General features: G+C 69.9%; 11 protein-coding genes. 7 read left to right on the top strand and 4 right to left on the bottom strand.

Annotated features, from left to right (window positions below; translation table 11 throughout):
- Positions 1–71: 71 nt before the first annotated feature.
- On the bottom strand, positions 72–1904 hold the full coding sequence (locus K8638_RS26235; RefSeq protein WP_223757364.1) for a hypothetical protein: 1833 nt from the start codon (positions 1902–1904) through the stop codon (positions 72–74).
- 123 nt (positions 1905–2027) lie between these two features.
- Here K8638_RS26235 and K8638_RS26230 point away from each other — a divergent pair, with 123 nt between their 5' ends.
- Together K8638_RS26230 and K8638_RS26225 are read left to right on the top strand one after the other, a co-directional pair.
- Positions 2028–2609, top strand: a complete 582-nt coding sequence (locus K8638_RS26230; protein WP_370644113.1) for a hypothetical protein — start codon at positions 2028–2030, stop codon at positions 2607–2609.
- Between the two features lie 59 nt (positions 2610–2668).
- Entirely contained in the window at positions 2669–2833 is a 165-nt protein-coding gene (locus tag K8638_RS26225) for a ribbon-helix-helix domain-containing protein (protein ID WP_169352029.1), read from the top strand.
- Between the two features lie 36 nt (positions 2834–2869).
- Here K8638_RS26225 and K8638_RS26220 read toward each other — a convergent pair whose 3' ends face one another.
- Positions 2870–3721 carry a tRNA pseudouridine(38-40) synthase TruA gene (locus K8638_RS26220; protein WP_223757362.1) on the bottom strand — a complete coding sequence of 284 codons (852 nt, stop codon included), beginning with the start codon at positions 3719–3721 and terminating at the stop codon, positions 2870–2872.
- 44 nt (positions 3722–3765) lie between these two features.
- Between K8638_RS26220 and K8638_RS26215 the strand changes: the two genes are divergently transcribed.
- The 3 genes from K8638_RS26215 (at position 3766) to clpX (ending at position 6883) form a co-directional block, all read left to right on the top strand.
- The gene (locus K8638_RS26215) at positions 3766–4695 is read left to right on the top strand and encodes an AgmX/PglI C-terminal domain-containing protein (RefSeq protein ID WP_223757361.1); all 930 of its coding nucleotides are present in this window, start codon (positions 3766–3768) and stop codon (positions 4693–4695) included.
- Positions 4696–4741: 46 nt separating this feature from the next.
- Complete coding sequence (locus K8638_RS26210) at positions 4742–5380, top strand: hypothetical protein (protein WP_223757360.1); 639 nt, start codon at positions 4742–4744, stop codon at positions 5378–5380.
- 225 nt (positions 5381–5605) lie between these two features.
- On the top strand, positions 5606–6883 hold the full coding sequence (clpX, locus tag K8638_RS26205; protein ID WP_223757359.1) for an ATP-dependent Clp protease ATP-binding subunit ClpX: 1278 nt from the start codon (positions 5606–5608) through the stop codon (positions 6881–6883).
- Between the two features lie 69 nt (positions 6884–6952).
- On the opposite strand, the gene K8638_RS26200 is transcribed toward clpX, so the two are convergent.
- Positions 6953–7867: a sensor histidine kinase gene (locus K8638_RS26200; protein WP_223757358.1), complete on the bottom strand. Its 915-nt coding sequence runs from the start codon at positions 7865–7867 to the stop codon at positions 6953–6955.
- Positions 7868–8141: 274 nt separating this feature from the next.
- Here K8638_RS26200 and K8638_RS26195 point away from each other — a divergent pair, with 274 nt between their 5' ends.
- Entirely contained in the window at positions 8142–10118 is a 1977-nt protein-coding gene (locus K8638_RS26195; protein ID WP_223757357.1) for a response regulator, read from the top strand.
- A gap of 20 nt (positions 10119–10138) precedes the next feature.
- On the opposite strand, the gene K8638_RS26190 is transcribed toward K8638_RS26195, so the two are convergent.
- On the bottom strand, positions 10139–11659 hold the full coding sequence (locus K8638_RS26190; RefSeq protein WP_223757356.1) for an Hsp70 family protein: 1521 nt from the start codon (positions 11657–11659) through the stop codon (positions 10139–10141).
- 294 nt (positions 11660–11953) lie between these two features.
- On the opposite strand from K8638_RS26190, the gene K8638_RS26185 reads away from it, so the two are divergent.
- Positions 11954–14203, top strand: coding sequence for a serine protein kinase PrkA (locus tag K8638_RS26185; protein WP_223757355.1), 2250 nt, complete (start codon positions 11954–11956; stop codon positions 14201–14203).
- Positions 14204–14262 lie beyond the last annotated feature (59 nt).

The following is a 14262-nucleotide window of genomic DNA, read 5'->3' as shown; positions in this document are numbered from 1 at the left end:
GGGGCACGCTGCGCGTGGTCCGCTCCCCGATTCTCGGACCAGCTGAAGCGTGAGAGACCCCGCCCAGCCTCTCAAGGAGAGGACACGAGTCGGACGCCCCGCTTCTGCTCCAGGTCGGCGCGCGCGGCTTCGGACACGGCGGTCCCGCGCAGGTCCAGCTCGCGGAGGACGGGCAGTTGGTGAAGCGCGGGCATGCCGGCGTCGGTGACCTTCGTGCGTGTCAGGTAGAGCGTGCGCAGCGAGCCCGGAAGGTGGGCGAGCGCGTCGTCCCCAACCCGTGTACCGGCGAGGCTCAGCCAGGTGACACGGCCGAACTCCTGGAGCGCCTTCGCACCCGCCGCCGCCAGCGACGTCGCGCCCAGGTCGAGTGTTGAGAGACGCGGAAGCTGTTGAAGCGTCACCAGCCCCGAGCCGGTGACCAGCGTCCCCGGCACGTGGAGCGACTCCAGCTCCCGCAGCGCTGCGAGGCGGCCGAGCCCCACGTCCGTGAGCAGCGTGCGCTCCACCTTCAGGGAATGGAGCCCCGGGAAGGCGGACAGGAGGGGGACCCACTCGTCAGTGAAGCCCGTCCTGCCCAGGTCCAGGTGCCGCAGGGGGGGGCGCGTGCCCAGGTGCTTCAGCGCCTCGGGGCCGATGGGCGTGGAGGCCAGGTCGAGCCGGGTGAGCCGCTGGAGCGGCGCCAACGAGGCGAGCGCGGTGTCCGGCAGCTTCAGGCCGGACAGCGCGAGCACCTCGAGCGACTCGAGGACGGCCAGTTCCTGGAGGCCCGCGCCCGTGACGGCCGTGCGGGACAGGTCCAGCTCCCGCAGGCGCGCAAGCCCTCGCAGGTGTCGCAGCGCCGCGTCCCCGACGCGGGTGTCGTCGAGGTGGAGCACCTCCAGCCGCGCGAGCCCTTCGAGGTGGCGGAGCCCCGGCCCGTGGAGCTTCGTCTTGTTGAGCACCAGCGCCCGCAGCGCCGGCAGGTTCGCGAGGTGCGTGAGCCCGGCGTCCGTCACCCGGGTGCTGCCCAGGTGGAGCGCCTCCAGCGCCCGCAGCCCCGCGGCGTGCGCGAGGCCCGCGTCGGTGACGTCCGTCCGCGCCAGGCCCAGCCAGGTCAGGCCGGGCATGCCGCGCAGCGCGACGAGGCCCGTGTTCGTCACCCGGGTGCCGCTCAGGATGAGCGTGCGCATCCGCGTGCCCGGTACGGACGCGAGCAGCGCGTCGTCCACCGCCGTGTCCGAGAGGTTCAGCCACTCCAGCTCCGCCTGCGCCGCGAGCAGGCCGAGCCCCCTGGAGCTCACCGCCGTGCCGGCCAGCGAGACGCGGCGGAGCGTCGTCACTCCGGCGAGGGCCGCCAGCCCCCGGTCCGACACGGAGGTCTCATCCAGCCGCAGGGTGGTGAGGCGCCGCATCCCCTGGAGGTGGACGAGCCCCGCGTCGCCCACGCGCGTGCCGTCGAGGTGCAGGGCCTCCAGCCACGTCGCGCCCTGGAGCGCGGCGAGGTGCTCGTTCCCGAAGTCCGTGCCGGATAGCTGGAGCGACACCACGGAGGCGCCTTCGAGCAGCGGCGTGAGCAGCGCCGGGGAGGGGAGGCCCACGTCTCCGAAGGAGAGCCCGGGCACGCGGTGGTCTCGGAGCACGGTGCCCAGCGCGCGGGCCTCGTCCACCGTCTTCACGGGCGCCAGCGGCTCCGCGTACCAGTCTCCCTCGGGAGGCGGCTGAAACCCGGGAGCGCCCGAGGGCAGCGTGCCCCACTCGGTCGAGGTCCCGTCCGGCTGGAGCCGGAAGACCTTGAAGAGGGGCCGAGGCGGTTGCACGACAGCGGCGGCCGGAGGCTCCGCCGGGCGGGGCGCCGGTGGCGGAACGGTGGCGCAGCCCGCCACCAGGAGCAGGAACCCCACGAATCGCGACGTCCGGCCACCCATGCAAGGCACCTCGCTGAAGCCAGGGGCCCCGAGCAGAGTGTCCCGCATGGCGGGTGGTCAATGACAAAGCGTGGTGACCTCCGCGAACACCGCACTGAAGGCTGGTAGAAGGCCCTCCACCCGATGATTCGCGAGCGGTGCTGCATGACGGCTGGAAGGGCCTCCTGGGGGATTCGGATGATCCGCGTGGTGCTCGTGACGCTCACGGTGGCCGTGCCCGCGGGCGCCTTCGGGGCGGAGTACGTCGACACGCCGTACTACCAGGAGCGCCGCGCCCTCTCGCTGATCCTCGGGCCGGGCGCCTCGTATACCGAGTACATCGACCGAAATGACGACGACGCCGAGTCCGGCGGGGACGCGCACCTGGACCTCGGGGGCAGCCGCACGGTGGGCTACGACGGGGACGAGGTCTTCGTGCTGATCCGCGGGAGCCTGCGAGGCGCGGATCTATCGGTAGTGGGCGGCTACCGGAACTTCTTCGGCACCGACGCCTGGCAGTCCTTCTTCGACCTGAGCGCGGTGATCCGGCCGTTTTCTGGGCCCTGGGTGGGGCCTCGCGTAGCTTTCGGCCTGCGGCACACCTTCTCCGAGCGGCTCGCGCTGTACGGCGGGCTCGGTGTCTCGCTCGGGTTCGGCGCGGGTCTGCGGGGGGACGCGGAGGCCTTCACGGGGGTGCAGTGGATCTTCCCGGTAGGTTCGGAGTGAAAATCTTGCGATCCGACAGGTCTGTGAGAGGGTGTGCGCATCTGTAGGAGGTCGCGCACTTGGACATGAATCCCCGCCTCACCTCGGTGGTCTTCCGGCTCAACCGCGAGAAGCTCGACGCCCTGAAGGAGCTGTCGCGCTCCACGCGCATCCGTCAGAGCGAGTACCTGCGGGAGGCCATCTCGGACCTGCTGGCGAAGTACGAGGACCGGCTGGTCGACTGACGGCCACCGTTCCGGGCCCCACCGCGCGTCACCCCTTCATCCGATGAAGGGGGGCTCCAGCGGAAGCCCCGGGGGATGGAGGCGCTCCCCGGCGGTGAAGGGGTCCACCTCGGGAGGGTAGCGCACCTCCCAGAGCACCAGGCCGTGCGCGGGCGCCTTGAAGCCCTCCATGGCCTCGCCCGCCTCCAGCGCCGCCTTCCACGCTTCTTCCGGCAGCAGGCCCGCCGCCACCTTCAGCGCGCTCCCCACGAGGTAGCGCACCTGGTAGCGCGCGAAGCCGTCCCCGCTCAGCCTCGCCTCGTACAGGCCACCGCCCAATTCATGCAGGGTGGCGGACTCCAGCGTGCGGGGCTTGCGGGGGCTGGACTTCTCGTGGAAGGCGATGAAGTCCCGAGTCCCCACCGCCGCGCCGAGCAGCGCTTCCAGCCGCTCGGGCGTCACCGCCGTCCCGCCGGGCGCCTGGAGCAGGGGCTCGCCGCGCACGTCGAACGCATACGGCGCCCACGCTGCGTCACCCGTTCCCCCCAGCCGGAGCCGGTAGCGGTACGCCTTGCCGCTGGCGCTCCACTGGGCATGGAAGGAGTGCGGCCGCCGCACCAGGCACAGGCCCAGTCCCGGAGGCAGCCGGGCGGGCAGCCGCTCCGCGAGCGCCTCCGCCGAGTCGCCCGGCTCCAGCCGCACGCTCACCACCTGCATGCGCGCGTGCACGCCCTTGTCCGTCCGCCCCGAGGCCATGACGGTGGCGGGCACACCCACCGAGGCCAGCGCGTCCTCCAGCGCCGACTGGACGGTGGGGCCTTCCGACTGACGCTGGAAGCCCCGGAAGTTCCCGCCGCGGTACCAGAGCCACAGCGCGACGGGAATCCGTTTTGAGGTCGAGGGGAGCACGCCGTTGCGAGGGTGAGGGGGAAAACGGGATACTCGCCCGCGAAATGGCGGCCGGACAAGACTTCGCGGTGGATGTGGAAGGACAGTGGCTCTTTCGTCAGGGGGACCTGGTCCTCGGACCGGTGAGCGGCGGGCAGCTCGTGGAGAAGCTCACCACGGGCGAGCTGACGCCGGAGTCGCCGGTGGCGCTCGCCGGTGAGCGCGACTTCCACCCGATGCGGGACGTGGAGGCCTTCCGGGTGCACGTGGCCCGCTCGGAGGCCCGCGTCCGCGTGGAGGTCGCCGTCCAGGCGGAGCGGGAGAAGTCCCGCAAGCGCCTGATGATTCTCGGTGGCGCCGCCGGTGTGCTGGTGCTCGTGCTGGGCATCGTCGGCCTGCAGGTGGCGCGCAACGCCGCGGTCCACGGCTGGCTCGGTGGCGAGGAGGACTTCGAGGGCATCGAGATGGAGCCGCCCACCATCCGCCTGGCCCAGGCCCGCCGGGATGACGAGGAGCTCTTCGAGTACCCCACCCACGGCACGCGCCCCGCCGAGCGGCCCGCCGCGACGGCCACCGCGAAGCCGGCCACCGGTACCGGCACCAGCCGCCCGATGGCGATGGCGTCCACCACCCGCTCCGAGGAGAAGCGGCCGCGCCCGTCGGGCTCCGTGGGCAGCGACCCGGACGGCATGGAGGTGGCGCAGCAGTTCGACCAGTCCGCCATCAACCGCGTGGTGGCGGGCAACAAGTCCACGCTCTTCAAGTGCTTCAAGGAGGAGGCGGAGCGCAGCCCCGGGCTGGCCGCGCGCATCCCCCTGGAGTTCGTCATCGGCAATGACGGGAAGGTCAGCAAGCTGTGGGTGGACAACCCGCAGTTCAAGAAGGGCCCCCTCTACGACTGCCTCCTGTCGGAGCTGCAGAAGTGGCCCTTCCGGGCCTACGAGGGCGAGCGGGCCACGGTGGGCCTGTCGTTCAACATCGGCAAGCGGGGGTAGGGTCACTTTCTTGCCCACCCCCCGGGCATGGCCCATACCAGGGGCCATGTCCGCTGCATCCGTTGCCGAAGTCGAGATCGCCAAGAAGGCGCTGAGCGTCCCCCCGGGCACCTTCCGTCACACCGTGCTGACGGCGGCCAAGCGCTTCAAGTCCACCTGGGCGGAGCTGGGCAAGCTGCTCGTGCAGGTCCGGGACGAGGCAAAGTTCGAGGAGTGGGGCTATCCCACCTTCGAGGCCTACTGTCTCAAGGAGCTGCACATCAAGAAGCAGACCGCCCTCAAGCTCACCCGCTCGTTCAGCTTCCTCGCCAAGCACGAGCCGGAGGAGGAGCTGAAGGCGCAGGAGTTCCCCGAGAAGGCGCCCGCCTTCGAGGTCATCGAGGTCCTGGCGGACGCGGAGGAGCGGGGGCAACTTTCACCCTCCGAATACCGCTCCCTGCGCGACAGCATCTGGAGCCCGGAGAAGTCCCCGGCGGAGCTGAAGAAGGAGTTCACCGAGCGATTCCCCCGCCCGCCCCCCGAGCCTCCCCCGGAGAGCTCCCAGGTGCGCAAGCTGGCCCAGACCGCCCGGAAGCTCGCCAGTGAGCTGTCGGGGTGCCGTCGCGTCCCGAACGCCGTCGCCGAGCGGGCGGCCGCCCTGGCGGAAGATCTGGAGGACATTGCCGCGGGCGTGACGGACGCCTAGTCCGCTGTTACTGAACGCTGACCCGGGGCCGGGGCTGTACGCTCGGCAACGGGCCTGTACCGCCGGGCTTCCTGCCCGAGGGGGAGGGCCCTATAGTGGTTCAGGGCCCCATGTAGGTGGGCGCCTGACGGCTGTTCGAGACGTGGGCAGGCCGTGAGGGTAGGGGAGCGGTGGACGGCGTAGTAGGCTCCGGGCGACCCGGGGTCGGCGAACTCGGAGGCGGCAGTGAAGAAGGAGCACCACGTCAACCTGTCCTGTTCGTTCTGCGGCAAGTCGCAGCGCGAGGTCCGCAAGCTCATCGCGGGCCCGACGGTCTACATCTGCGACGAATGCATCAAGCTGTGTAACGACATCATCGCGGACGAGAACGAGCGCGAGGAGGGCAAGCCGCAGGTCAGCCTGCCGACGCCGGCCGAAATCAAGGCGTTCCTCGACGACTACGTCATCGGTCAGGACCAGGCGAAGAAGGTCCTCGCGGTGGCGGTGTACAACCACTACAAGCGCATCTACCAGAAGAAGCCGTCCTCCCGGCCCCGCCCCGGCGTGAAGAGCCCTGGTGGAGAGGACGTGGAGCTGAGCAAGAGCAACATCCTGCTCATCGGCCCGACGGGTAGCGGCAAGACGCTGCTGGCGCAGTCGCTGGCGCGCTTCCTCAATGTGCCCTTCACCATCGCCGACGCGACCAGCCTCACCGAGGCCGGCTACGTGGGCGAGGACGTGGAGAACATCATCCAGAACCTCCTCCACAACGCCGACTACGACGTGGAGAAGGCGGCCCGCGGCATCGTCTACATCGACGAGATCGACAAGATTGCGCGCAAGGGCGACATGCCAAGCGCCACCCGCGACGTGGGCGGCGAGGGCGTGCAGCAGGCGCTGCTGAAGATCATCGAGGGCACCCGCGCCAACGTCACGCCGCGCGGCGGGAAGAAGTACAACCAGCAGGAGTACGTCCAGGTCGACACGACGAACATCCTCTTCATCTGCGGCGGTGCCTTCCACGGCATCGACGGCGTCATCAAGCGCCGCGTGGGTGAGAAGGGCCTGGGCTTCGGCGCCAAGATTACGCACCGCGAGGAGCGCAGCGTGGGCGAGCTGCTGGCGCTGACGGAGCCGGAGGACCTGATGAAGTTCGGGATGATTCCCGAGTTCATCGGCCGCCTGCCCATGATCGCCACGCTGAACGACCTGAAGGAAGAGGATCTCGTCACCATCCTCTCGCAGCCGAAGAACGCGCTGGTGAAGCAGTACCAGAAGCTCTTCGAGATGGAGAAGGTGAAGCTGACCTTCACCAAGGAGGCGCTGCGCGCCATCGCCCGCGAGGCGATGCGCCGTCACTCCGGAGCGCGCGGCCTGCGCGCCATCCTCGAGGACGCGATGCTGGAGATCATGTACGACGTGCCGTTCCGCGAGGGCGTCAAGGAGTGCAAGATCACCGAGCAGGTCATCACCAAGCACGAGGCACCGCAGCTCGTGATGGAGAAGGAGAAGAAGACGGCCTGAGCGCCGCGCTCCTCCCCTGAAGCAACGAGGCCCTTCTTCCCAGCTGTGGGAAGAGGGGCCTCCGCTTTTTCAGGCGGCGGCGCCGGGGGCGGGCAGGGTGATGATGAACGCGGTGGACTCGCCGGGCACGCTCTCCACGCGAATCGCGCCCTGGTGCTCCTGGACGATGTCGTGGCAGAGCGCGAGGCCCAGGCCGGTGCCCACGCCCGCGGGCTTGGTGGTGAAGAACGGGTGGAAGAGCTTCTCGCGGATGGGCTCGGGGATGCCCGGGCCGTTGTCGCGGATGTGCAGCTCCACCGTGTCCCCGTGGCGGCGGGTGAGGACGTGGACGCGGGGGACGAAGCCGGCGCCGGCCTGCTGCTGCTTCTGCGCGGTGGCGTAGAAGGCGTTGTCGACGATGTTGATGAGCAGGCGGCTGATGTCGCTGGCCACCAGCTCCACGGTGCCCACGGCCGGGTCCAGGTCGGACTGCGTCTCCACGCTGGCGCCGCCGGCGCGGCTGCGCAGGCCCTGCACGGCCAGGTTCAGGCTCTCGCGGATGAGCGCGTTGAAGTCCGCCTTGGAGCGTGTCCCCTCGGAGCGGCGCGAGTGCCGCAGCATCGCCCTGATGATGTCCGACGCGCGCTTGCCGTGCGTGTGGATGCGTTGGGCGTTCTGCCGCAGGTCCTCCAGCAGCTCGAGCACGTCCTCCAGGGCCTGTGCGTCCAGCTTGCCGGCCAGGCCGCGAATGGACTCGTCCAGCTCCCCGGCGAGCCGGCAGGACAGGTCCGAGAAGTTGTTCACGAAGTTGAGCGGGTTCTGCAGCTCGTGGGCGATGCCGGCGGTGAGCGAGCCCAGGGTCGCGAGCTTCTCCTGGGCCATGAGCTGCTGCTGGAGCTCATTGAGCCGGGTGCGAGCCTCCTCCAGCTCCACGTCCTTGCGCCGGAGCTCGGAGGAGAGCTCCTCCACGCGGCGCTCCAGCGTGCGGCCCGGGCCCTCGTTCATTGGTTCCACCCGTGCATACCCAGAGGCGCCCCCCGTGAACCCGAGAGGCTAGCCCCGGCCGCGAACGGCTCGCAACCCGGGCACGTGGCCGGCCGCCGGCGTGGGCCTTCCCCGCCGCCACCCGCCCGGGCAGGTAGGACGCCATGAGGCCCCGCGTCACGCAGTACCCCGCCGTGAGCCGGTGTGAGAAGATTCCCATGCTTCACGGGAGTCCCCCGACTCCCGCCGCACGGGGCGGCCCCCCCGAGGCCACACCACCATGGATGAACACGGCATGTCCGAGCGCCAGACCGTCGGCGACAGGTACGTCCTGGAGCGCAGGCTCGCTGGTGGCGGCATGGGCACCATCTGGGTGGCGTTGGACCCGAAGCTCCAGCGGCGCGTGGCGCTGAAGCTGATGGCGGCCCACGCCGCCCCGGCGCCGCTGTCCCGGCAGCAGTTCGAGTGGGAAGCCCAGGCCATTGCCCGGCTCCAGAACCCGCACGTCATCCAGGTCTACGACTGCGACCTGTCCTCCGACACGCCCTACATCGTCATGGAGCTGCTGGAGGGCGAGGACCTGGAGGCGCTCCTGACGCGCCGGGACCGGCTGTCGCTGGCCATGGTGGACCGGCTCCTCACCCAGACGGCCCGCGCGCTCACCGCCGCCCATGCCGCCGGCGTCATCCACCGCGACCTCAAGCCCGCCAACCTCTTCCTCGCGCGCACCGCGAGCGGCGAGCTGGTGAAGGTGCTCGACTTCGGCCTCGCGCTCCTCATGTCCGGCGGCGCCGCCCAGCCCCATCCCGAGGAGAGCATGGCGGGCACCCCCCGCTACATGAGCCCCGAGCAGCTCCGCGGCGTCGAGCCCCGGCTGGACCACCGCTGTGACTTGTGGGCGCTCGCCGTCGTGGCCTACCGGGCCCTCACCGGGCAGCACCCGTTCAGCCTGGAGGCCCTGCGGCAGATGCGCATGGGCAACGCGCCCCCGCCGCACCCCGCGCCCTCCAGCATCGTCCCCGAGCTGGGCGCGGAGGTGGACGCCTTCTTCGCGCGCGCGCTGGACCCGGAGCCCTCGCGCCGCTTCCAGTCCGCGCACGAGCTGGCCTCGGCCTTCACCGCGCGGGTGGAGGCGGGCCGCCCGGCGCGGCCGGCGAAGATCCTCGTCGTGGACGACGAGCCGGACGTCGTCGTGCTGATGGAGCAGAGCTTCCGCAAGCAGATCCGCCGCTCCGTCTACCAGTTCCTCTTCGCCTCGGACGGAGAGGAGGCGCTGGAGACGCTGCGCCAGCACCCCGACGTCCAGGTCGTCCTCTGCGACATCAACATGCCGCGCATGGACGGGCTCACCTTCCTGTCCCGCGTGGGCGAGGTGAGCACGCTGACCCGCGTGGTCATCGTCTCCGCGTACGGCGACATGAACAACATCCGCACCGCGATGAACCGCGGCGCGTATGACTTCATCACCAAGCCCATCGACTTCCCGGACCTGGAGACCACGCTCGTCAAGACGCTGAAGCACGTGCGCGAGCTGCGCAGCACCGCCCGCTACACCGAGGAGAACGGCCTGCTCCGCATGTTCGTCCCGGGCGGCGTGCTGGAGCGGCTGCCCCCGCTGCTCCAGGGCTCGGACGCGCTGGCGGGCGAGCGGGTGGAGGGCACGGTGGCGTTCATCGACGTGGACGCCTTCACCCCGGTGCTGCACCAGGAGCTGCCCGACGAGTCGCTGCGCCGGCTGAACGCCAACTTCGAGGCCATCGTCCCGGAGGTGCTGTCCCGGGGCGGCACGGTGGACAAGTTCGTCGGGGACGCCGTCATGGCCGTCTTCCGCGGCCCGGGCCACGTGGACCGGGCGCAGGAGGCGTGCCTCGCCATCCGCCGGCAGCTCTCCGTCCTCGCCTCCCGCGGCGGCGAGCGCACCCCGTATGCCCACGGCGTCTGCATCGGGCTGGACTCGGGGGCCCTGGTGTCCGGCAGCATCGGCGCGAAGGCGTCCGGCCGGCTGGACTTCACGGTGCTGGGCGACGTGGTGAACACCGCCGCGCGGCTGGCGGCGCTGGCCTCGAAGGGGCAGGTGCTCGTCAGCGCCCGGCTCCGCGACGCGGCGCGGGAGCCCTTCGAGTACCTCCCCCTGGGGGAGCACTTCGAGCTCGTGCGCCGCCAGGGTGATACGCGCGTCGCCCCGGACGACCCCACGCCCTTCGTGGCCGTGGAGCCCCCCGAGGCGGTGGGCCCGGAGCCGTCCACGCGGGTGGCGCTGCCCTCCCGGTAGGCGGGGGAGGGCAGGGCGCTTCAGCTCTGCGTCACGCGCACCGTGGTCCGCATCTCCTTGCCCGTGGCCGGGTCGCGGGCGCGCATGGTGAGGATGCCTTCCACGTTCACGTCGAAGGTGATCTCCACCTGCACGCCGCCGGCGCGGGCCTGCTGGATGCCGGAGAAGGTGAACTCGCCGAGCAGGTCGTTGCGCGCCACCATGTCGTGGTCACCCTGGTAGATGCGCATGGCCAGCTCCGTCTGGTTGTCCACGCTGGTGGTGGCCAGGAGCTGCTTGGCGTTGGGGATGGGGGCGTTGCGCGGGAAGACGACGTGGAAGGCGCCGCCCGCCTTCTCCAGGCCAATGGCCATGGGAATCACGTCCAGCAGCTGGATGCGCAGGTTGGTGTCGTCCTGCAGCGAGTGCGCGTAGAGCGCCGCGCCGATGGCCACCGCCTCGTCCGGGTGCACGCCCTTGCTGGGCGGCTTGCCGAAGAACTTCGTCAGCCGGTCCTGGACGATGGGCATGCGCGTCTGCCCGCCCACCAGCATCACCTCGTCCACGTCCTTCGTGGACAGCCCGGAGTCCACCAGCACCCGCGCCACCATCTGCAGCGTGCGGTCCACGAGCTGGTTGGTGAGCTGCTCCAGCATCTTCCGGGTGAACTTCATCTCGATGTTCAGGGGCTGGCCCTGGGACGTCATCGTGATGAAGGGGATGTTGAAGGGCACCTCCTCGCGCGCGGACAAGTCGATCTTGGTGCGCTCGGCCAGGTCCTTGATGCGCTGCATGGCCACCGGGTCCGTGGCCAGGTCGATGCCCGTCTTCGCCGCGAAGTCCTTGAGGACGTGGTGGATGATGGCGTTGTCGAAGTCGATGCCGCCCAGGAAGACGTCACCGCCGGTGGCCTTCACCTCGAAGACCCGGTCGCGGATCTCGATGATGGACACGTCGAACGTGCCGCCGCCCAGGTCGTAGATGACGACCTTCTCCTTGAGCCCCTTGCCCACGCCGTAGGCCAGCGCGGCCGCGGTGGGCTCGTTGATGATGCGCACCACCTCGAGGTCGATGAGCTTGCCCGCGTCCTTCACCGACTGGCGCTGCCGGTCGTTGAAGTAGGCCGGGACGGTGACGACCGCCCGCTTGATGGGCATCTTCAGGTAGTTGGACGCCACCTCGCGGATCTTCGCGAGAATCTTGGCGCTGACCTCCTGGAGGGTGAACTCCTTCTTCCCCACGTCCAGGTTGACGTCGTTCTTCTTGCCGGGGCGCATGTTGTACGCCACGACCTTGCGCATCGTCTCGACGACGTCACTCTGGAAGGGCCGGCCCACCAGGCGCTTCGCGCCGTAGATGGTGTTGCGCGGATTGAGCTGCCACTGGCGCTTGGCCTCGTAGCCGAGCAGCTCGTTCCCCTTGTCGTCGATGGCGAAGATGGAGGGGATGGTGTACTCGCCCCCCTTGTAGGGGATGAGCTTGACGTTCCCGCTGTCCTCGACAATCGCCGCGCACGAGTTCGTCGTGCCGAGGTCGATGCCGATGATGGGCTCCTTGTGCATCGTGTCTGGACTCCGGTGGGGGGCGCCGCAGGGAGAGGGAAGGACCGTACCGCACCCGCGCGAAGGGCGCGAGTCCGCACGCACCCTGGTCCCCTGCTCCCCCAGGTGGGAGGCCCGGGGCGGCCCACCGCTCTCGGGGCAGGGGACGGAAGGGGACCGAGCGGCCCCCAACACAAGGCCCAGCAGGCCCTGGACAACTTCGGCCCCGCCGGAAAAGTTCGACCCGTGACGGGGTCGTGCGGCCGTCCGGCGCCATGGCTAGATCGAACTGACCCCCGCACGAGGAGCGGCACCGTGGACGCGAAGGGCTATCTCCAGGAGGTCGGCGCGCAGGTGAACGCCGACTTCGTCAAGAACCGGTCGATCCTTTCCTTCGAGGAATACCTCTCACTCTTCTTCAACGACCCCCGGGCCCAGGCGCGCAACGCGGCGCAGTATCTGCGGGACGTCATGGACCACTTCGGCACGGAGACGGCGCCGCACCCCACGGGGACCATCCGGCGCTTCAAGGTGTTCGACGCCCCGGGCTCCGAGCGGGACGGCCGGGTGGCGGGCCAGGAGGAGGTGCAGAACGCCATCTACCGGGTGCTCGGCAACTTCGTGCGCGCCGGCCGCATCAACAAGCTCATCCTCCTGCACGGGCCCAACGGCAGCGCCAAGTCCACCCTCGTCAACGCCCTCAAGGAGGGCATGGAGGCGTACTCCCGGCTGCCCCAGGGGGCCCTCTACCGCATCGCCTGGGTCTTCCCCTCGGAGAAGCTCATCAAGGGCTCCATCGGCTTCGGCGAGCGGGGCGCGGGCAACGAGGGGGACGTGGCCACCTATGCGCACCTGGACGCGGAGTCCATCGACCTGCGCATGCCGTGCGAGCTGAGGGACCACCCGCTCTTCGCCGTCCCGCCGGGCGAGCGGCGCAAGCTCCTGGAGGCCGCTCTCAAGAAGAAGGGCCTGGGCAACGGGGACGGGGAGACGGGCGACTTCATCCTCTCCGACTACGTGCGTGACGGTGAGCTGTGCGCCAAGTGCCGCCGCATCTACACCGCGCTGCTCAACTCCTACGGCGGGGACTGGCTGAAGGTGATGCGCCATGTCCAGGTGGAGCGCTTCTACGTGTCGCGCCGCTACCAGGTGGGCACGGTGACGGTGGAGCCGCAGATGAGCGTGGACGCCATGGTCCAGCAGATCACCGCGGACCGCACCCAGCTCAACGTGCCCGCGCCCCTGCACAGCACCGTCCTCTTCGAGCCGCACGGTCCCCTGGTCCATGCGAACCGGGGCCTCATCGAGTACGCGGACCTGCTCAAGCGGCCGCTGGAGGCCTTCAAGTACCTGCTGGGCTTCAGCGAGACGGGCGAGGTGCCGCTGGAGCCCTTCGTGCTCCAGCTCGACGAGGTGCTCATCGCCTCCGCCAACGAGAAGCACCTGGGCGCCTTCAAGGAGCTGCCGGACTTCGCGTCCTTCAAGGGCCGCATCGAGCTGGTGCGCGTGCCCTACCTGCGCCGCTACAAGACGGAGCAGCAGATCTACGACGCGCAGATCACCTCCACCACGGTGGGCAAGCACGTGGCCCCGCACGCCACCGAGCTGGCCGCCATGTGGGCGGTGCTCACCCGCCTGAAGAAGCCCATCCCGGACCGCTACCCCAACGACGTGAAGGAGCTCATCGACCACGTCACCCCGGTGGAGAAGCTGCACCTCTACGAGGAGGGCGCGCCGCCGGACCGGCTGAGCCTGGCCAACACCAAGGAGCTGCGGAAGCTGCGCGAGGAGCTGTTCACCGAGTCGGACGCGTATCCCAACTACGAGGGCCGCTCCGGCGCCAGCGCGCGGGAAATCAAGACGGCGCTCTTCAACGCCGCGCAGAACCCCGACTACAAGTGCCTCAACGCCCTGGCCGTGTTGGAGGAACTGGAGGCCATCTGCAAGGACAAGAGCGTCTACGAGTTCCTCCTCCAGGAGGTGGTGGACGGCTACCACGACCACGAGTCCTTCGTCCGCACGGCCGAGGCCGAGTACCTGGACCGGGTGGACACCGAGGTCCGTGAGTCCATGGGGCTCGTCTCCGAGGGGCAGTACCGCGAGCTGGTGGAGCGCTACATCCAGAGCGTCAGCCACTGGGTGCGCGGGGAGAAGATGCGCAACCGCGTCACCGGGGCGCTGGAGAAGCCGGACGAGCACCGGATGGCGGAGGTGGAGGCCATCGTCATGCCGAAGGGCGAGGACCCCGGGGAGTTCCGCCGCGGCCTCATCTCCAGCATCGGCGCGCACCGGCTGGACTACCCGGACGCGGACATGGACTACCCGCGCATCTTCCCGGACATGTTCAAGCGCCTGAGGGACCACTACTTCGAGGAGCGCAAGCGGGTGCTGCGCAAGAACAAGGAGAACGTCCTCAAGTACCTCTCCGAGGACCGCAACCAGCTCACCCCGCGCGAGCAGGCCCAGGTGCAGAGCACGCTCAAGACGATGTCGGAGCGCTACGGCTACTGCGAGTCCTGCGCGAAGGACGCCATCCTCTTCCTGATGAAGAAGCGCTACGGATGAGCCGCGCGTGAGCGGGCAGGCGGCCGGGGCCTCGCCGGACGCCTGCTTCCAATGCCGGT

This window comes from Myxococcus sp. RHSTA-1-4 (assembly GCF_020037125.1).
Classification (GTDB): domain Bacteria; phylum Myxococcota; class Myxococcia; order Myxococcales; family Myxococcaceae; genus Myxococcus.
This window is presented reverse-complemented; position numbering and strand designations above follow the sequence as displayed.